This window comes from Streptomyces sp. NPDC046900 (genome assembly GCF_040644975.1).
In the GTDB taxonomy this organism is placed as follows: Bacteria; Actinomycetota; Actinomycetes; order Streptomycetales; family Streptomycetaceae; genus Streptomyces.
The window spans coordinates 1-17,419 of sequence record NZ_JBEYXD010000047.1; the positions used below are offsets into that span (position 1 = coordinate 1).

Here is a 17,419-nt window from a genome sequence, read left to right on the forward strand (position 1 = left end):
GCGTTCTCCGCGCCCGCGTCGCTCGGGCACGCTGTACTCTCCCGGGGCGTCGAGGAACAGGCCAGTTTCGCCTCGCTCGCCGCGCGCCAGACGCTGCGTGCCTGCGATGCGTACCGTCTGGTGGTCGGCTGTGAACTGGTCGCCGCCGTAAGGGCGTTGCATCTGCGTGGCCTCAGGCCCGAGCCTGAGCTCCCGGTGGGCCGGGCGCTGGAGCTCGCCGAGACGGTGCTCGACCGGGACCTGGCCGACCGGCCGCTCACGGACGACGTGACGGCGGCGGCGCACCTGCTCGACCGGTTCACCGACATCTGGAGGGGGAGCACGCCATGAGCGTGACCGACAGTCCGGCCGCACGGCTGCAAGCGCTCTTCGAGGGGCACCGGCTCACGCCGACCCAGCGGCGCATCGCGCACAGCATGGTGCGGCGGGCCGCCGACGTGCCATTCCTGTCCAGCGTGGAGCTGGCCGAGCTCGCCGGGGTCAGCCAGCCGTCCGTCACCCGCTTCGCGGTCGCCCTCGGTTTCGACGGCTACCCGGCGCTGCGCCGGCACCTGCGCGACGTGACGCCCGCCGAGCAGACGTCGGGACCGGGGTCGTACAACGAGTACCAGCAGGCCGTCGAGGCGGAGATCGAGAACCTGAAGCACCTGGCGGAGGTGCTGGCCGACCCGCGGCCCGTGGAGCAGGCCGGGCGGATCCTCGCCGCCTCACGCCCGCTGCCCGTCCTCGGACTGCGGGCGGCGGCCTCCCAGGCGTACGGCTTCGCGTACTTCGCGGCGAAGGTGCACCCCGATGTCCGGCTGCTCAACGAGGGCGGCACGATGCTCCAGGACCGCGTCGACGCGGCCGTGCGGGCGGGGGCGAGCGCGCTGCTGTGCTTCGCGCTGCCGCGGCACCCGCGCGAGGTCGTGGACGCGCTCGCCTACGGCAAGGAGGCGGGTCTGACGGTGGTCACCGTCGCCGACTCGGTGTTCGCACCGGTGGCGAAGTTCTCGGACCTGCTGCTGCCCGCCGCGGTCGGCACGGGACTCGCCTTCGACACGGCCTGTGCGCCGATGCTGCTCGGCCGGGTGCTGCTCGAGGCGATGTGTGACGACCTGCCGGACGCGCAGGCCCGCCTGGAGGAGTTCGATGTGCAGGCCGCTTCCCGGGGGCTGTTCGTGGAGTAGGCCCGCTCGATGCCGGACCTCCCTCGGGCGGCGGTCTTTTTCAGACTCGTCTCAGTTTCAGACTCGTCTCAGTTTCTGTTCAGTTTCTGTCGTTAGCCTGCCCGAACTGATCCACATCACCAGGTGAGACGGGAGGCCGGAACGTGGGACGCGGAGGACATGGAGGACAGGGACTGGCCCGGGTGGCCGTCGTCGTGCGAGCCGGGGCCGCGCCACTGTGCTGGCTCGGAGTGTTCGCGGCCGGCATCGGCGTGCTCGTGCCGGGAGTGACGGGGCGCCGGATCGGTGTCATGGCCGGAGCCGCGCTGTTCATCGTCGCGACCGCGGTCACCGCGTACGGGGGCCGCAAGCGGTACATGGCCCTCGCCCGCGGTGCCGCCCGCGTCGGCAAGTACGACGTGCTCCAGGACCGGGCGGTCACCGTCCGCGGCTGGCGGCTGGGACACCGCTGGTGGCTGCTCGCAGCCGTCGTCGCCGCACTCGGCAGCTCCTTCGCGGTACCCGCCGCCGGTGGCATGCTGCTCGCCGGAACCGGCGCCGGGCTGTGGCTGAAGGCAGCCTGGCTGGGCCGCCGCGAGCGTGCCGACGAAGCTCTGCTCTGGGTACGGGTGGACTGGCTCGGCCGCTGTGGCGGCGCACCCGCGGGCAAGCCGGTCAAGGGCTACCGCGGCACCGGCGTCGCGGCCGGCGACGCGGCCCCGGGCGGGGCGCGCCGCCGTACCGCGGAGCTCGTGTAGCGCGGCGGCTACCGCGGTCAGACCTCCAGATCCTCCTCGATCTTCTTCAGCTGGTGGCGGGCCATCGCCAGATTGGCGCGCTTGGCGTCGAGGACGAGGTAGAGGAACAGACCGTTGCCGCCGCGGCCGGTGAGCAGCCGGATCAGGTGGTACTGGTCGCTCAGCGTGATCAGGATGTCCTCGATCTGCCCCTTCAGGCCGAGGTGCTCCATGGTGCGCAGCTTGGCCCGGACGACGTCGGTGTTGCCCGCGGCCGCGACGGTGAGGTCGAAGCTCTTGCTGCCGCCGAGTGTGCCGAGCGCCATGCCGCTGGTGTAGTCGACCAGGGCTGCCCCGGTCGCACCCTCGATCGCGGCGAGCGCTTCTTTCAGCGTGGTTTCGGTGTTGGCCATTTGGTGGTGTGTCCTTTCAACTTTCCGTGGTGGTGCGCGCGTTCGCGGCCGATCGAGGGCTCGCGGGGGTGCGCGTGGTGCGGGTCCGCGTAGGTGCGGACCTGGCGGCGGTCTTGGTGGGTGTTCCGATGGCGCGGGAGGGCGCGGGCTCGGCCGGGAGCGCGGCCTCGTCGACCAGTTCGCCGATCCGGGTGCTCGCGCGCCGGCCCTCCAGGTGCAGCCGGCCGACGTTGACCCGGTCCTGGGCCAGCAGCGTCAGCACGGCGCTGCGGCCGGCCGCGTAGGTGGCCACATAGCCGTGGACGCCGCGGACGAGCAGCTCACGGAAGTCGCCCTGGCCCGTCGTGTCGGACAGCCGCATGGCGACGCCCAGCGCGGCCGCGGTCAGCGCGGCGATCCCTTCCGGTTCGACGCCCGGCGCGTCCTGGGCGAGGACGAGTCCGTCGACGCTCGCGGCGAGGGCCCCGGTCAGCTGGGGGATGCGGGCTCTGAGCCGGCGGAGTTCCTCGAGGACCTCGGGCTCCGCGTCCATCAGGGGTCTCCTCTCGGCGGGGCGTTGCCGTTCGATCCGGTCAAAGGGCCTCCAGCGCATCCCTCAGCCTCTTCAGCAACGTGATGTGGGGGTCGACGAAAGGCGGCAAGGACGGCGCGGGCACAGGGGGTGCAACGCTCTGCGCGACCGCGCCGGCGGTGGGCGAGACGACGCCCGCCGCGGCCAGGCGCCGGACGTCGACCAACGTGTGAAACGCGGGGCGGCCCAGCTCTCGTGAGATGTCGGCCGCCGTCCGTACTCCGTCGATGCGGACGAGCACCTTCCCCTGGCGGGGCGTGACCGCCGGGCCCGCGGGGAGGCCGGTGCGGGCGAGGGGCGCCTCGTCCGTCGCCGGGTCGGGCCAGATGCGGTGCAGGAGCTCGCGGCGGCGCAGCGTCTCCCGTTCCAGCGCGGCCACCGGAACCGGGCGGACGGGGCCGAGCCAGTGGCCCTCGCCGTAGCGGAAGCGGGCGGGCGCGCTGCTCGGGCCGAGGACGAAGTACGCCGCGTCGAACAGCGCCCCCAGATGGCACAGCTCCAGCGCGCCCTGGCCGATCCGGCCGCGGTCCACCAGGAACCGGCCCACCAGGCGCTGTGCTCCCGCCTGGGCGACCGCCTCCCGCCAGCCCTCCTCCTCGAGTGCGCCGCGCGCGATGAGCAGGGCGTCGAGGCCCGGGGTCGCGGGGCTCTCGGCGTACACCACCCGGCCGTCGGACAGATGGAGCATGCCGCCCTCGCGCATCAGCACCCCGGTCGCGCGTTCGGCGGCGAGCCGGCTGAGCATGGGCGACAGGCCGCCGCTCGGGATCTGCGTCTGCTGCCGCACGGGCAACGGCGGCGGGGAAGGCATCCTGACCGTCGTCATCCCAGCACCAGCCGCCCTGCCATCTCGCCGAGCCGGATGCGGGCCAGGGCGAGATTGCCCTCCGCACGGGCCAGCCACAAATGCAGGAAGACGCTGCTGTCGAAGCTGGTCGGGACGAATCTCAGCAGGTGGTAGCTGTCCCGGTTGGCGATGATCAGGTCCTCGACCGGGCACGCCTCGTCGGCCCAGTCGGCGTCCTCCGGGGCGAACGCGCGGTGTTCGGCGGCCAGCCGGGCCAGTTCGGCGGCCTCCGCCGCCGTCGTCTCGTGGTCACCGCCGGGTGAGTCCCCGACCGTGCCCAGGGCGAGCCCGCTGATCCAGTCGACCACCGCGGCACCCCGGGCACCGGGCAGTCTCATGGCCTCCAGCAGGCACTCGTCGATTCCGGGCACCGTGGCTCCCCTCCCGCCTCGGGTACGGCTGAGTGACGCCGACGTTACGCAACGTGTGCGCGAGGAGTGAGTGATCCGGCATTTTCCAGTGGAAAATGCCGCCGACCGCTAAGGTGGGCCGGCTCTGCCTGCTCACGAGGCTGTTGGGGCAGGTGTGACGCCTGCGCTCTGACGTGTGGATATGTGGACGAGGTGCACGGGCAGGGGCGCCCGCTGGGGCGCGCGGCGTCCTCAGAGCTCCGTGAGGGTGCCCACGTGCGCTCCGCCCGACTCCGCGACGATCTCCTCGAGCGTCTGCGGCTCCCGGACCACCGCGAAGCGGATCCCGCCGCCCTCGCCCGGCGCATAGCCGTACACGCCCGGCCGGGCCAGGGAGTTGTACGCGTAGTGGTGCGCGAAGTAGTAGGCGCCGGTGTCCAGCGCCGCGGCGTAGTCGCCCTGCTCCAGGAGCGGAAGCGCCTGCGCCTCGGCCAGCAGGTCGCCGGAGAAGCACGCCGGTCCCGCCACGTCCTGCACCACGTCGGGCCCCTCCTTCGGGTGCCCCTTCGCGTCGTACGCCCCGATCCGCAGCGGCCACGACGCCGGCGCGTACACCGTGCGGGTCGCGACCTGCACGCCCGCGTGCGTGACGGCGACGGCCCGGCCGCCCGCGCGCTTGGTGTACTCCACCCGCGCCACCACGGTCCCGTGCTTGGCCAGCAGGGACCGCCCGAACTCCGTGACCAGCCCGTACCGCCCGTCGAACAGCCCGGGCACCGCCTCCGCGAGGAGCCGTGCGTACTGCGCGTACGTCGGCGTCGTCCTGTCCGAGGCGAAGTTGACCGGCAGCCCGCCGCCGATGTCGATCGTGTCGATCTGGCGCCGCCCGACCCTCCGGTTGATCTCCTCGGCGAGCGTGTGGCTCTCCGCTATGCCCCGGGCCATCAGCGAGAGCGGTACGCCCTGCGAACCGGAGTGCGCGTGCAGCCTGGTCAGCCAGGGCCGCTCCGCATAGGCGCGTATCAGCCACTCACGCGCCCCCTCGTCCCGCAGCGCGACCCCGAACTTGGAGGTGGCGGTCGCCGTGGACAGCGCCTCGATCGCACCGCCCCCGATCTGCGGATTCACCCGGATCCCGAGCGGGGAGGACGTCTTCGTCGTGCGGACGAGGGAGTCGATCCGCGCCAGCTCCTGAGGATTGTCCGCATTAACGGCGATCCCCAGCTCCAGCGCCTGCCGCAGCTCCGCCGGTGTCTTGGCGGGCGCGTCCAGCACGATCCGCTCCGGGGCCATCCCGGCCGCCCTGGCGAGCGCCAGCTCCCCGGGGCTCGCCACCTCGGCGCCGATGCCCGCCTCCCGCAGCAGCCGCAGCACCGGTACGAGCGGGGTCGCCTTCACCGCGAAGGCGTGCAGCACCGGCGTGCCCGGCGGGAGCACCGCGTCGAAGGCCGCCCGCAGGGCCGCCGCCGAGTCCCGGATGCCGGCCACGTCCAGCAGTGCGGCGATGGGGGCGTCCGGCCCCAGCAGCCCATGCTCGACGGCGCCGCGTACGGCCTCGTCCCGGCGCGCCACCCGCTCGGCGTCGTCGGGGCGCTCGTCCCCGCCGGCCCTCCGGGTCCCACTGCCCCTCGTGTCCACCGCGTCCCCCGTCCCCGTGTCACCGTGTGCGGTCATCTCTCCAGCCAAACATCCCCGCCGCCGCCACGCTGGCGCAAGAACGTATTGACTAGTTCTATTCAGATGGTCAGGATGTGAATAACCACTGCAACAGTCCGTGCGCGCCCCCAGCCGCGTGCGGCCGTACCCCAGGAGGCAGACCATGTCAGGACCCCGCCCTGTCCGAGCGCCGCGCGGCACGGAACTGAGCGCCCTGGGATGGCAGCAGGAAGCCGCCCTGCGGATGCTGCAGAACAACCTCGACCCCGAGGTCGCCGAGCACCCCGACAAGCTCGTCGTCTACGGCGGCACCGGCAAGGCCGCGCGTGACTGGCGCTCCTTCGATGCCATGGTCCGCACGCTGAAGGGCCTGAAGCAGGACGAGACGATGCTCGTCCAGTCCGGCCGTCCCGTCGGCGTCATGCAGACCCACGAGTGGGCGCCGCGTGTCCTGCTCGCCAACTCCAACCTCGTCGGCGACTGGGCCAACTGGGAGGAGTTCCGCCGTCTGGAGGCCCTCGGCCTGACCATGTACGGGCAGATGACCGCCGGTTCCTGGATCTACATCGGCACCCAGGGCATCCTCCAGGGCACCTACGAGACGTTCGCCGCCGTCGCCGCGAAGAAGTTCGGCGGCACGCTCGCCGGCACCATCACCCTGACCGCCGGACTCGGCGGCATGGGCGGCGCCCAGCCGCTCGCCGTCACCATGAACGACGGCGTCGCGATCTGCATCGACTGCGACCCGCGTGCCATCGACCGCCGTATCGAGCACCGGTACCTGGACGTGAAGGCGGACTCCCTGGAGCACGCCCTCCAGCTGGCCGTCGAGGCGCGGGACGCCCGCCGCCCGCTGTCCATCGGCGTCCTCGGCAACGCCGCCGAACTCGTCCAGCAGCTGCTCGCCATGAGCGCGCCCATCGACATCGTCACCGACCAGACCTCGGCCCACGACCCGCTGGCGTACCTGCCGGTCGGCGTCGCGTTCGAGGACATGGCCGACGCCGCCGCCAAGGACCCGGCCGGTTTCACCACGCGCGCCCGTGAGTCGATGGCCAAGCACGTCGAGGCGATGGTCGGCTTCATGGACGCCGGTGCCGAGGTCTTCGACTACGGCAACTCGATCCGCGGCGAGGCTCAACTGGCCGGATACGACCGCGCGTTCGCCTTCCCCGGCTTTGTGCCCGCCTACATCAGGCCGCTGTTCTGCGAGGGCAAGGGCCCCTTCCGCTGGGCGGCGCTGTCCGGCGACCCGGCCGACATCGCGAAGACCGACCGGGCGATCCTCGACCTGTTCCCGGAGAACGAGTCCCTCGCGCGCTGGATCAAGATGGCCGGTGAGCGCGTCCACTTCCAGGGCCTGCCCGCCCGTATCTGCTGGCTCGGCTACGGCGAGCGGGACAAGGCCGGCGAGCGGTTCAACGACATGGTGGCGAGCGGTGAGCTCAGCGCGCCGATCGTCATCGGCCGCGACCACCTCGACTGCGGCTCGGTCGCCTCGCCGTACCGCGAGACCGAGGCGATGCTCGACGGCTCGGACGCGATCGCGGACTGGCCGCTGCTGAACGCCATGGTGAACGTGGCGTCGGGCGCCTCCTGGGTGTCCATCCACCACGGCGGCGGCGTCGGCATGGGCCGGTCGATCCACGCCGGTCAGGTGACCGTCGCCGACGGCACGAAGCTCGGCGGCGAGAAGATCCGCCGGGTGCTGACGAACGACCCCGGGATGGGTGTCATCCGGCACGTCGACGCCGGGTACGACATCGCGGAGTCCGTGGCCGGGGAGCGGGGCGTGCGGGTCCCGATGCGCGAAGGTGACGACGCGTGACCTTCCACAGCATGTGGGCGGAGCTGCTGCCGATCGGCCGCAGCTCCGCCTCCGGCGGCTACCGCCGCTTCGCCTGGACGCCCGTCGACGGCGAATGCCGGGCCTGGTTCGAGGAGCAGGCCCGCAGCCGGGGGCTCGGCTACGAGGTCGACCGCAACGGGAACCAGTGGGCCTGGCTCGGGGATCCCGCCGCCGGGGACGCCGTGGTCACCGGGTCGCATCTGGACTCCGTACCCGACGGCGGCGCCTTCGACGGGCCCCTCGGCGTGGTGTCCTCCTTCGCGGCCCTCGACGAACTGCGCCACCGGGGCGTCGAGTTCACGAGGCCGCTCGCCATCGTCAACTTCGGGGACGAGGAGGGCGCCCGGTTCGGGCTCGCCTGTGTCGGGTCGCGGCTGGCCGCCGGGCAGCTCACCCGGGAACAGGCGCACCGGCTGACCGACGGCGACGGCGTCACCCTGCCGAGGGCCATGGAGGCCGCCGGACACGACCCCGACGCCATCGGGCCGGACCCGGAGCGGCTCGGCCGCATCGGCGCGTTCGTCGAACTGCACGTCGAGCAGGGCCGCGCCCTCGACCTGAGCGGCGACCGGGTGGGCGTGGCCAGCGCCATCTGGCCGCACGGCCGGTGGCGGTTCGACTTCCGTGGCGAGGCCAACCACGCGGGGACGACCCGGCTCGACGACCGCCGCGACCCCATGCTGCCGTACGCCGAGACCGTCCTCGCCGCCCGCCGTGAGGCCGCGCTCGCCGGTGCCGTCGCCACCTTCGGCAAGATCGCCGTCGAGCCCAACGGCGTCAACGCCATCCCCTCGCTGGTCCGTGGCTGGCTCGACTCCCGCGCCGCCGACCAGGAGAGCCTCGACACCGTCGTCGGCGACATCGAGAAGGCGGCTCGTGAGCACGCCGACGCCCACGGGGTCGACCTCGACGTCGTCCGTGAGTCCTTCACGCCCGTCGTCGAGTTCGACCACGCCCTGCGCGACGAACTCGCACGCATCCTCGGCAAGGACGCCGGCCTGACCGTTCCCGTCCTGGGTACCGGGGCCGGACACGACGCCGGGATCCTCTCCACGAGCATCCCGACCGCGATGCTGTTCGTGCGCAACCCCACCGGTGTGTCGCACTCCCCGGCCGAGTACGCCGCCGAGGACGACTGCCTTGCCGGGGTGACCGCACTCGCCGACGTACTGGAAGGGCTGATGTCCAGGTGACACGGACGTACTGGCTGGAGCACGCCTGGCTCGACCCGGTCGTCGAGCAGGGTGTGGCCCTCGATGTGGCGGACGGCCGCATCACCGCCGTCCGCACCGACGTCGGCACTCCGCCCGCCGGCGCCGAGATCCTGCGCGGACTCACCCTCCCCGGGCTCGCCAACGCCCACTCGCACGCCTTCCACCGCGCCCTGCGCAGCACGGTCCAGGTCGGCTCCGGCACCTTCTGGACCTGGCGGGAGGGCATGTACGCGGTCGCCGACCGGCTGACCCCCGAGACGTACCACGCGCTCGCCCGCGCCGTGTACGCGGAGATGGCGCTGGCCGGGGTCACCGCCGTCGGTGAGTTCCACTACGTGCACCACGCCCCGGACGGCACCCGGTACGCCGATCCCAACGCCATGGGCGAGGCTCTCATCGACGCCGCCGCCGAGGCCGGCATCCGCATCACCCTCCTCGACGCCGCCTATCTGTCCTCCGGCTTCGGGCAGCCGCCCAACGCCCACCAGATCCGTTTCTCCGACGGCACCGCGGACGCCTGGGCCGAACGCTGTTCAGTTCTCAAGGAACGGGATCACGCGCGGATCGGTGCGGCCATCCACTCCGTACGGGCCGTGCCCGCGGGGGAGTTGGCCACGGTGGCGCGCTGGGCCGAGGAGCGGCGGGCCCCGCTGCATGTGCACCTCTCCGAGCAGACGGCGGAGAACGACGCCTGCCAGAAGGCCCACGGCCGCACCCCCACGCGCCTCCTGGCCGACCACGGTGTCCTCGGGCCGCGCACCACCGGCGTCCACAACACGCATCTCACCGACGAGGACATCCGGCTGATCGGCTCCACCGGCACGGGCACCTGTATGTGCCCGACCACCGAACGCGACCTCGCCGACGGCATCGGCCCGGCCAAGGCCCTGCAGGCGGCCGGCTCCCCGCTCTCCCTGGGCTCCGACAGCCACGCCGTGATCGACCTCCTGGAGGAGGCGCGCGCGATGGAGCTGAACGAGCGGCTGCGCACCCGTACGCGCGGGCACTGGACGGCCGCGGCCCTGCTGCGTGCCGCCTCCGAGGACGGGCACGCGGCACTCGGCTGGCAGGACGCGGGCGTCCTGGAGCCAGGCGCGCTCGCCGACTTCACGACGATCGCGCTCGACTCGGTCAGGACCGCGGGGCCGCTGCCCCGGCAGGGCGCCGAGACGGCCGTATTCGCCGCGACGGCAGCGGATGTGCGCCATACGGTCGTGGGCGGGCGCCATGTCGTACGCGACGGGGTGCACACGCTCCTACCGGATGTGCCGCGGGCGCTGGCAGACGCCGTCGAAGCCCTGCGCGCCTGACGTCCACCACCGGTCCGGCCACCCACGAGGAAACCATGAGCAGCACGGTCATCACGAACATCGCCAGCCTGGTCACCAACGATCCCTCCCTCGGACGGGGGTCCCCCGGCTCGGGCACATCCGAGAACGGGGGAGCCTCCCCCCTCGGACTGATCCAGGACGCGGCCGTCGTCATCGACGGCGACCGCGTCGCCTGGATCGGTGAGTCAAGCCAAGCACCCGCCACTGACAACCGGGTCGACGCGGGCGGCCGGGCGGTGATCCCGGGCTTCGTGGACTCCCACTCGCACCTCGTCTTCGCGGGCGACCGCACGCAGGAGTTCAACGCCCGTATGTCGGGCCGCAGCTACTCGGCGGGCGGCATCCGGACCACGGTGGCCGCGACCCGGGCGGCGACGGACGCGGACCTCGAGGCCAATCTCGTCCGCTACCTCGACGAGGCCCTCCGCCAGGGCACCACCACGTTCGAGACGAAGTCCGGCTACGGCCTGACGGTCGAGGACGAGGCGCGCGCCCTGCGCATCGCCGCCGCGCACACGGACGAGGTCACCTATCTCGGCGCCCATGTCGTCTCCCCGGACCACGCCGACGACCCGGCCGCGTACGTGGCGCTGGTCACCGGCGAGATGCTCGACGCATGCGCCCCGTACGCCCGGTGGATCGACGTCTTCTGCGAGAAGGGCGCCTTCGACGGCGACCAGGCCCGCGCGATCCTGACCGCCGGCAAGGAGAAGGGCCTGCACCCGCGCATCCACGCCAACCAGCTCTCGTACGGTCCCGGTGTGCAGCTCGCCGTCGAACTCGACGCGGCCAGCGCCGATCACTGCACGCATCTGACGGACGCCGACGTGGACGCGCTCGCCAACGGCCGGACGGTCGCCACGCTTCTGCCCGGCGCCGAGTTCTCGACCCGCGCGCAGTGGCCCGACGCCCGCCGTCTGCTGGACGCGGGGGTGACGGTGGCCCTGTCGACGGACTGCAACCCGGGTTCGTCCTTCACGTCCTCGGTACCGTTCTGCATCGCACTGGCCGTCCGGGACATGCACATGACCCCCGACGAGGCGGTCTGGTCGGCCACGGCGGGAGGGGCCGAGGCCCTGCGCCGCACGGACATCGGCCGCCTCACCCCGGGGGCGTACGCGGACCTGGCGATCCTCGACGCCCCGAGCCATGTCCACCTGGCGTACCGGCCGGGGGTACCGCTGGTCACCGAGGTGTGGCGGCGCGGCAGGCGCGTGGTCTGACCGGGTGCGCCCCCCGGCCGCGGCCGCCGTCGGTCAGGGGGCGCCCGCCCGCCAGCGCTGGTCCGCGCCTCCGGTCAGCGGGTCCAGCGACAGGCTGTCGTCGTCGTGCGCGGTGAGCGCCGTCTCGATGGCGATGGCCGGGCGGATGACCCCGTCGCTGCCCACGGCGAACTTGAGGTTCTGGCCGTTGGAGCCGTAGACCGAGTGGCAGGTCCAGATGCCGACGCCGTTGTAGACGGAGCCGCGGCTGTCCAGGCAGTAGTCGGGGTCAGCCGCGGACTGCACGACACCGCGTTCCGAGTCGACGCGCCACCGCTGGCTGGGGGAGGACGTACAGCGGACCATGGCCACGTCCGTGCCGTTGTCGAAGTCTCCGGCGACCTCCAGGCACAGACCCGAGGCGGTGTTCACCATCTGGGCGAAGGAGCCGTTCGGCGCGTGCGCCGTCGGGGTCGGCTTCGGCGACGGCTTCGGCGGCTTCGAAGTCCGCGAGGGAGAAGGTGACTTGGGGGTCGGCGTGGGTGTGGGAGTGGGGGAGGCCGACGGCGACGTGGAAGGGTGCACCGAGACCGTCGCGGTGACCGTCACCGCCGGCGGGACGGCCGGAGGGCTGACGGAGGCGCCGGCCGCGCTCTGGTCCGGTGAGCCGCCCGAGGACAGCAGGAAGATCACCAGCGGCGCCAGTGCCAGTCCGAGAGCCGTGGAGGCCAGGGCGAGCCGGCGGTTGTGAGCCCAGGCGGGCCGCCCCGTCGCGGCCGTGACGCCGAGCGGCTCGCTCGTGCCGTTCCCGATGTACGCCGTGCCGCCCCATGGCAGCAGGCCATCCGCCAGCGTGCCGCGCGGGTTCTCCCGCAGAGCGGTGAGTTCTTCGTAGGCGGCCGTGCAGTACGCGCAGTGCGCCATATGGGCGTGAAGATCGGCGCTGTAACGGGGGTTGTCCGGCCGTACCGACTCCTCGATCAGCCGCCGGAAGTCGCCGCAGCGCGGATCGTCGGATGCGGCGAGGCGCATTCTCAGACAGGCCTGCACCATGGACTGGAGGGCCTGTCCGACGCCGTACTCGACGTCCTGGACCCGGAGACCGAGGAAACCCGCCGTCCTCGCCGCGGGCTCCTGTTCCACGAGGCCGTACCAGATCAGGCCCTGGGTGCGGGACGGAAGGGACTGGAACGCCGCGAGCATCGGCGGGACGGGACCCTTCGGCCCGGCTGTGTTCAGCACCAGGAGCAGACCGGGGTCGAGGCCCGCGGCCCGCTCGTCGACGGCCCAGGACAGCGCCAGCCCGGCGGTCAGCAGAAGGAGCCGGTGCCGCCAGGGGACGCCCGGGTCGACGCCGCGCGCCGTTTCGCGGGCCGCCGCGGTGAAGGCCTGTCCGGCCAGCTGCCGCGCGACCGTTTCGCTCGTGGTGCACAGCCGTGCGTAGGCGAGGACCGGGGCCCTATGGCGGGCGCGCAGTTCCTGCAGTGCCGTGTACGAGGTCGCGGTGTCCGCCCGCAGCAACTCGGTGAGCCGTGTGTCGGACGGACCCGTGGGTGTCTCACCCCTGTCGTCCGCCGCGGATGTCCCGCCCGCGGCTTCGGCCGCGTTGCCCGTCCCGTCGGACCGAGCCATCCACCTGCCTCCTCGCACCCGCGCGGCGCAGTTCGCCGCTCCGCTGACTTACCGGCCAGTTTGGGGGTGACCCATAGTGGAGGACTGTGGCCCGCGGGGAAAGAGGTTTCCCCTGGTAACCAAGAGGTGGAAGTGAGTCCGTGACATGCGTCGTGGATGTCCTGGCGGGTCCTCAACATGCGTCCGTCCGGCGCCGATTGGAGCGCCGGACGGAGACATCACATCAGGTGGGCCGTCACTCCTCGACCGTGAGACCCTTCCGCAGCCGTCCCAGGGTTCGGGTCAGCAGACGGGACACATGCATCTGCGAGATGCCGAGTTCCTCGCCGATCTCCGACTGCGTCATGTTGGCGACGAAGCGCAGAGACAGGATCTTGCGGTCGCGCGGCGCGAGTTCGGCGATCAGCGGCTTCAGCGACTCGATGTACTCGATGCCCTCGAGCCCGTTGTCCTCGTAGCCGATGCGGTCCGAGAGCGCGCCCTCGGAGTCGTCCTCCTCGGGCTGGGCGTCGAGGGAGCTCGCGGTGTAGGCGTTGGAGGCCGCCATGCCCTCGACGACCTCGTCGTTCGAGATGCCGAGGCGCTCCGCCAGCTCGGTCACCGTGGGTGCGCGATCGAGCTTCTGGGCGAGTTCGTCGCCGGCCTTGGCCAGGTCGAGGCGGAGTTCCTGGAGCCGGCGCGGGACCCGCACCGACCACGAGGTGTCGCGGAAGAAGCGCTTGATCTCGCCGATGATCGTCGGCATCGCGAAGGTGGGGAACTCCACACCGCGGCTGAGTTCGAAGCGGTCGATGGCCTTGATCAGGCCGATCGTGCCGACCTGGATGATGTCCTCCATCGGCTCGCTGCGCGTGCGGAAGCGGGAGGCGGCGAACTTCACCAGGGCCAGGTTCAGTTCGACGAGCGTGTTGCGTACGTACGAATATTCGTGCGTGCCTTCTTCGAGCGACTCCAGCCGTTCGAAGAGCGTCTTGGAGAGGGCCCGCGCGTCCACCGCTCCCACCTCGTCGTACGGGGGGATCTCCGGGAGGCCGTACAGGCCGTCGGGCTCGGAGAGACCCCCGAAGCGGGCGAGGTCATGGGTGCCGTCGTGATCCGGTCGTTCCAGGGGGGTTGTCGACGTCGCCCTCTGGGTCTGCGATGCGTCGAGCCGGGGTGACATGATGTCCTCCATCGTTCTCGGCATATGGCTGCCGATGCCAACTACTGCACTGCGGTGTGCGGCGCCTCCGAAGCCGGCCGTGTCGAATGGCTGTCCCTCTAGCCCTACCTGCTTTCGCGAGTCGACCGCAAGTGCTTTCTGTGATGAAATGTCCGAATTGGAAGGGTTGTTCGGGTGTTGAGAGTCGTATGGAAGGCGTAGTGTTCGAGAGCGTCCACCAACAGGCACGAAGGTCGGGAGAGAGACGGCATGGACCGCGGGACGGTCGGCAGCGCACAGTCGGGCCGGCTTCTGGTCGAGGTGCGGCAGGAGGGCACGAGCGCCGTCGTGACCCCGGCGGGTGAGCTGGATCACCACACCGCCGATCTGCTGCGCGAGCCACTCGAGGACTGCCTCGAGAAGGGGTTCGCGCGCCTTGTCGTGGACTGTTCACGGTTGGAGTTCTGTGACTCCACCGGGCTGAACGTGCTGCTCGCCGCCCGGCTGAAGGCCGAGGCCGCGGGCGGCGGTGTCCATCTGGCGGGAATGCTGCCCGTCGTGGCCCGGGTCTTCGAGATCACCGGGGCGGACGCCGTCTTCGCCGTCCACGACACGCTGGACGCGGCTCTGGCCGAGTAGAGCGGGTCGGGGGGCCCAGATGTCACTGTGTGACCGGTGCGTTACGCGCGTCACAGTTTCCCGGCCGAATCCATGGGTGTTCCAGCGGCCCGGTCGGGCAGGAGACATGCTGAATATGTCGGCAGCCAGGGCGAAAGCCGCACAAGGAGAGCCCCCGTACGAACAGCGCAAGCAACTACCGGCGGTGACCCCCGTCGGCCCCGTACTGAGTCTTGAATCGTGAACTGGTGAATCGGTGAGGTGAAGCGCTGATGAGCACCACCCGGCCCTACTCGCCGGGCGACCGCGGCCCCGAGCCCAGCGGCGCTTCCGGAACGCCCGCGCAGGGTCCGTCCGCCGGGGGCGCCTCCTCGGGCACACCCGAGGAGGGGGCGTCACCCCCGGGCCGGCAGATGCGCAGGATGAGCTTCGAGGGAGAGAGCGGCGTCGTCCCGCTCGCCCGCGACTTCACCCGCCAGGCGCTCTACGCATGGGGCTGGCTGCCCGCCGGCAGCGCCGACCAGCGTGCCGCGGCCGAGGATGTGCTCCTCGTCGTCTCCGAGCTCGTCACCAACGCGTGTCTGCACGCCGAGGGGCCGGAGGAGCTGTGGATCTCGTGTGACAGGAAGGTGCTGCGCGTCGAGGTCTCCGACCACGGTGCGGGCCAGCCCACACCGCGCACCCCGCACCGCGCCGGCCGCCCCGGAGGGCACGGGATGTTCATCGTGCAGCGGCTGTGCCTCGACTGGGGGGTCGTGCGCTCGCCGGGGGTCGCGGGCAAGAGAGTGTGGGCGGAGCTCGGCGCCCCCGCCTAGCGCTTACCGTCGGTCACCGCAGTTCGAACCCTCCTTCGCACATCACTCCCGGCATCACTTCCCGCACACCGGATCGCCATGGATCCGGTGCGCACTGTGTCTTCCCTCTGCAGGGCCCCGGGCGTACCTTGACGGCCGATCTGATGTGCCGTCAGGAATGAGGGGACCGTGTCGTACCACAAGCGAACCGTCGCGGTCGCGTCCGCCGCTGCCCTGGCCGGCTCGGCGGTGCTGCTGACCGCCCCCGTGGCCCGGGCCGAGGTCGTCGACGTCAACTACCAGTGCAAAACGCCGATCGGCGCCAAGAGCGCCGTCTCGCCCATCGACATCAAGGGCGTCAAGAACGGCAGCGCCTACAGGATCACGATGTCCTGGCAGAAGGGCGTCTCCTCCAGCCCGGTCGAACTGGGCAAGGGCGCGATGAACCCGAGCGCGACCATCGATCTGGGCGGCGCCGAGAGCGGCACCATGTCGGTGACGGGCCCGGCCAACCAGGCGGCCATCCCGGCCAACACCCCGATCAAGATCAACGACTTGAGCGGGACGTACACCCCGAAGAAGACCGGCAAGGTCACCTTCACCGCCGGTGTGCTCACCATCAAGGCACTCGGCACGACGACCACGTGCACGCCCGCCGGCCATCCGGGGCCGTCGCTGACCCTCGACGTCACGGCGGCGGGCGGTGGCTCAGCGGGCTCGGCCCCGAGCGGGGACTCAGCCGGGCAGCTTCCGCAGACCGGCCCCGAGGACTCCGCGATCGCCCTGGGCACCTTCGGCGGGACGGTCCTGCTCGCGGGTGCGGCCGGTGTGCTCTGGCTGACACGCCGGAACCAGGCGGTACGCCGCTGAGGCGTACCCCCGGGCCCGTACCCGCCGCCCACCCGTCCACCGTCCCTGCGAAGCGCTGCGCGCACCTCCCCCCTTTCGCCCCGGGAGCCGCCGATGCCGTACCTCCGCCACGTCCTCCGCCTCTCCGTCGCCGCCCTGGCACTGCTGGGTCTCGCGCCCGGCGCGAGCGCCGACGGCTGGTGGTCCGTGGCGCCCGCGACGGGCGGCGCGGGCGGGCGGCCGTACGTCTACGCGGAGGGAGAGCCGGGATCGGTCCTGCAGGACGCGGTGTCGGTGCTCAATCCGGGCCGCGGGCCGCTGACCGTCCGGCTGAGCGGGGCCGACGCCGGCGACACCACGCAGGCCGGCTCCACGGCGCCGCGTACGAGGCCCGTCGAGGCCGGAGCGTGGCTCAGGTTCGCGCGGACGACAGGAGGGCGCAGGGTCGCCGCGCACACGGTCTCGGTCACGGTCCCCGCCCGCACTCGTGCCGACGTGCCGTTCTCGGTGACGGTGCCCACGGACGCAGCCCCCGGCGACCGCGCGGCCGCGATCCTGGCGAGCGCGGACGGCCGCACGTCCGCGGTCCGTCTCCGGCTGCGCGTGCGGGGACCCGCGTTGTCCGCGGTGACCGTCGAGCACGTGCGGGTGCACGGTGGACGCATCGCGTACGAGCTGGTCAACCGCGGCACCACGGTGCTCGCCCCGAGACTCGCGGTACATGCCGACGGGGTCCTCGGCCCGGTCCTCGACCGTGCCCCGCGGGCGCTGCCCCTCGAACTGCCTCCGGGCCACCGGGTCCGGCTCACCGAACCCTGGCCGCACCACCCGGTGTTCGACTCCGTGAAGGTGCGACTCACCGTCACGGCGGCGGGCGCGGCGCCCGGTTCGGCGTCCGCGTCGGCATGGTTCGTGCCCTGGGGTGCGCTGGCCGGGACGGCCGCCGGGCTGCTCGCGGCCCTGGGCGCCGGTGTCGTCGTACGGCATCGCGGGCGCCGCCCGGCGGACCGCGAGACGGACGACCGGACGCGTACGGACGCCGAGTTGACGGGAGCGGTGACGTGAAG

General features: G+C 72.2%; 18 protein-coding genes. 11 read left to right on the top strand and 7 right to left on the bottom strand.

Translation table 11 applies throughout. From position 1 onward, the window contains the following. From ABZ904_RS32875 to ABZ904_RS32885, 3 genes are all read left to right on the top strand, one after another. Positions 1 to 330 (top strand): aromatic amino acid lyase (locus ABZ904_RS32875; protein WP_359409404.1); only part of this gene is annotated, 330 nt, incomplete at its 5' end. Next, positions 327 to 1,169, top strand: coding sequence for a MurR/RpiR family transcriptional regulator (locus tag ABZ904_RS32880; RefSeq protein WP_359409406.1), 843 nt, complete (start codon positions 327 to 329; stop codon positions 1,167 to 1,169). The genes ABZ904_RS32875 and ABZ904_RS32880, both read left to right, overlap by 4 nt. 143 nt (positions 1,170 to 1,312) lie before the next feature. Then, a complete protein-coding gene (locus ABZ904_RS32885) occupies positions 1,313 to 1,906 on the top strand; it encodes a hypothetical protein (protein WP_360999727.1) in 594 nt (197 codons plus the stop codon). A 17-nt stretch (positions 1,907 to 1,923) separates the two neighbouring features. Here ABZ904_RS32885 and ABZ904_RS32890 read toward each other — a convergent pair whose 3' ends face one another. The 5 genes from ABZ904_RS32890 to ABZ904_RS32910 form a co-directional block, all read right to left on the bottom strand. Beyond that, complete coding sequence (locus ABZ904_RS32890; protein ID WP_359409410.1) at positions 1,924 to 2,298, bottom strand: hypothetical protein; 375 nt, start codon at positions 2,296 to 2,298, stop codon at positions 1,924 to 1,926. A 16-nt stretch (positions 2,299 to 2,314) separates the two neighbouring features. Beyond that, complete coding sequence (locus ABZ904_RS32895; protein WP_359409412.1) at positions 2,315 to 2,830, bottom strand: roadblock/LC7 domain-containing protein; 516 nt, start codon at positions 2,828 to 2,830, stop codon at positions 2,315 to 2,317. Between the two features lie 40 nt (positions 2,831 to 2,870). Beyond that, positions 2,871 to 3,695: a transcriptional regulator gene (locus ABZ904_RS32900; protein ID WP_360999731.1), complete on the bottom strand. Its 825-nt coding sequence runs from the start codon at positions 3,693 to 3,695 to the stop codon at positions 2,871 to 2,873. Beyond that, complete coding sequence (locus ABZ904_RS32905) at positions 3,692 to 4,087, bottom strand: hypothetical protein (protein WP_359409416.1); 396 nt, start codon at positions 4,085 to 4,087, stop codon at positions 3,692 to 3,694. The genes ABZ904_RS32900 and ABZ904_RS32905 overlap by 4 nt, the downstream gene beginning before the upstream one ends. A 231-nt stretch (positions 4,088 to 4,318) precedes the next feature. Further along, entirely contained in the window at positions 4,319 to 5,740 is a 1,422-nt protein-coding gene (locus ABZ904_RS32910; protein ID WP_359409418.1) for a diaminopimelate decarboxylase, read from the bottom strand. A gap of 145 nt (positions 5,741 to 5,885) precedes the next feature. Between ABZ904_RS32910 and hutU the strand changes: the two genes are divergently transcribed. Genes hutU through hutI form a run of 4 tightly spaced genes read left to right on the top strand, consistent with a single transcriptional unit; the run spans position 5,886 to position 11,339 of the window. Then, positions 5,886 to 7,550: a urocanate hydratase gene (hutU, locus tag ABZ904_RS32915; RefSeq protein ID WP_360999734.1), complete on the top strand. Its 1,665-nt coding sequence runs from the start codon at positions 5,886 to 5,888 to the stop codon at positions 7,548 to 7,550. Continuing rightward, positions 7,547 to 8,764 (top strand): allantoate amidohydrolase, encoded by a 1,218-nt coding sequence (locus ABZ904_RS32920; protein ID WP_361827430.1) that lies wholly within the window; start codon positions 7,547 to 7,549, stop codon positions 8,762 to 8,764. Before hutU ends, ABZ904_RS32920 begins: the two co-directional genes overlap by 4 nt. After that, positions 8,761 to 10,095: a formimidoylglutamate deiminase gene (locus ABZ904_RS32925; RefSeq protein WP_360999740.1), complete on the top strand. Its 1,335-nt coding sequence runs from the start codon at positions 8,761 to 8,763 to the stop codon at positions 10,093 to 10,095. Before ABZ904_RS32920 ends, ABZ904_RS32925 begins: the two co-directional genes overlap by 4 nt. A 35-nt stretch (positions 10,096 to 10,130) precedes the next feature. Then, positions 10,131 to 11,339 (top strand): imidazolonepropionase, encoded by a 1,209-nt coding sequence (hutI, locus tag ABZ904_RS32930; protein ID WP_359409427.1) that lies wholly within the window; start codon positions 10,131 to 10,133, stop codon positions 11,337 to 11,339. 33 nt (positions 11,340 to 11,372) lie between these two features. Here the strand turns inward: hutI and ABZ904_RS32935 are convergent, their stop codons facing one another. Next, a complete protein-coding gene (locus ABZ904_RS32935) occupies positions 11,373 to 12,950 on the bottom strand; it encodes an RICIN domain-containing protein (RefSeq protein ID WP_361827433.1) in 1,578 nt (525 codons plus the stop codon). A gap of 235 nt (positions 12,951 to 13,185) precedes the next feature. After that, on the bottom strand, positions 13,186 to 14,112 hold the full coding sequence (locus ABZ904_RS32940; protein ID WP_361827436.1) for an RNA polymerase sigma factor SigF: 927 nt from the start codon (positions 14,110 to 14,112) through the stop codon (positions 13,186 to 13,188). 249 nt (positions 14,113 to 14,361) lie between these two features. Between ABZ904_RS32940 and ABZ904_RS32945 the strand changes: the two genes are divergently transcribed. The 4 genes from ABZ904_RS32945 to ABZ904_RS32960 all read left to right on the top strand — a co-directional run bounded on the left by ABZ904_RS32945 (position 14,362) and on the right by ABZ904_RS32960 (position 17,417). After that, positions 14,362 to 14,730: an STAS domain-containing protein gene (locus tag ABZ904_RS32945; RefSeq protein ID WP_359409433.1), complete on the top strand. Its 369-nt coding sequence runs from the start codon at positions 14,362 to 14,364 to the stop codon at positions 14,728 to 14,730. A 251-nt stretch (positions 14,731 to 14,981) separates the two neighbouring features. Continuing rightward, positions 14,982 to 15,524, top strand: coding sequence for an ATP-binding protein (locus ABZ904_RS32950; RefSeq protein ID WP_359409435.1), 543 nt, complete (start codon positions 14,982 to 14,984; stop codon positions 15,522 to 15,524). Positions 15,525 to 15,692: 168 nt separating this feature from the next. Then, positions 15,693 to 16,373: an LPXTG cell wall anchor domain-containing protein gene (locus tag ABZ904_RS32955; protein WP_359409437.1), complete on the top strand. Its 681-nt coding sequence runs from the start codon at positions 15,693 to 15,695 to the stop codon at positions 16,371 to 16,373. 93 nt (positions 16,374 to 16,466) lie between these two features. Beyond that, positions 16,467 to 17,417: a hypothetical protein gene (locus ABZ904_RS32960; protein ID WP_361827440.1), complete on the top strand. Its 951-nt coding sequence runs from the start codon at positions 16,467 to 16,469 to the stop codon at positions 17,415 to 17,417. The last annotated feature ends 2 nt before the right edge of the window (positions 17,418 to 17,419 follow it).

Coding starts and splice junctions, on each gene's coding strand:
- ABZ904_RS32880 (WP_359409406.1), top strand. CDS start 327: ATGAGCGTGACCGACAGTCCGGCCGCACGGCTGCAAGCGCTCTTCGAG.
- ABZ904_RS32890 (WP_359409410.1), bottom strand. CDS start 2,298: ATGGCCAACACCGAAACCACGCTGAAAGAAGCGCTCGCCGCGATCGAG.
- ABZ904_RS32895 (WP_359409412.1), bottom strand. CDS start 2,830: ATGGACGCGGAGCCCGAGGTCCTCGAGGAACTCCGCCGGCTCAGAGCC.
- ABZ904_RS32900 (WP_360999731.1), bottom strand. CDS start 3,695: ATGACGACGGTCAGGATGCCTTCCCCGCCGCCGTTGCCCGTGCGGCAG.
- ABZ904_RS32910 (WP_359409418.1), bottom strand. CDS start 5,740: ATGACCGCACACGGTGACACGGGGACGGGGGACGCGGTGGACACGAGG.
- hutU (WP_360999734.1), top strand. CDS start 5,886: ATGTCAGGACCCCGCCCTGTCCGAGCGCCGCGCGGCACGGAACTGAGC.
- hutI (WP_359409427.1), top strand. CDS start 10,131: ATGAGCAGCACGGTCATCACGAACATCGCCAGCCTGGTCACCAACGAT.
- ABZ904_RS32935 (WP_361827433.1), bottom strand. CDS start 12,950: ATGGCTCGGTCCGACGGGACGGGCAACGCGGCCGAAGCCGCGGGCGGG.
- ABZ904_RS32940 (WP_361827436.1), bottom strand. CDS start 14,112: ATGTCACCCCGGCTCGACGCATCGCAGACCCAGAGGGCGACGTCGACA.
- ABZ904_RS32945 (WP_359409433.1), top strand. CDS start 14,362: ATGGACCGCGGGACGGTCGGCAGCGCACAGTCGGGCCGGCTTCTGGTC.
- ABZ904_RS32950 (WP_359409435.1), top strand. CDS start 14,982: ATGAGCACCACCCGGCCCTACTCGCCGGGCGACCGCGGCCCCGAGCCC.
- ABZ904_RS32960 (WP_361827440.1), top strand. CDS start 16,467: ATGCCGTACCTCCGCCACGTCCTCCGCCTCTCCGTCGCCGCCCTGGCA.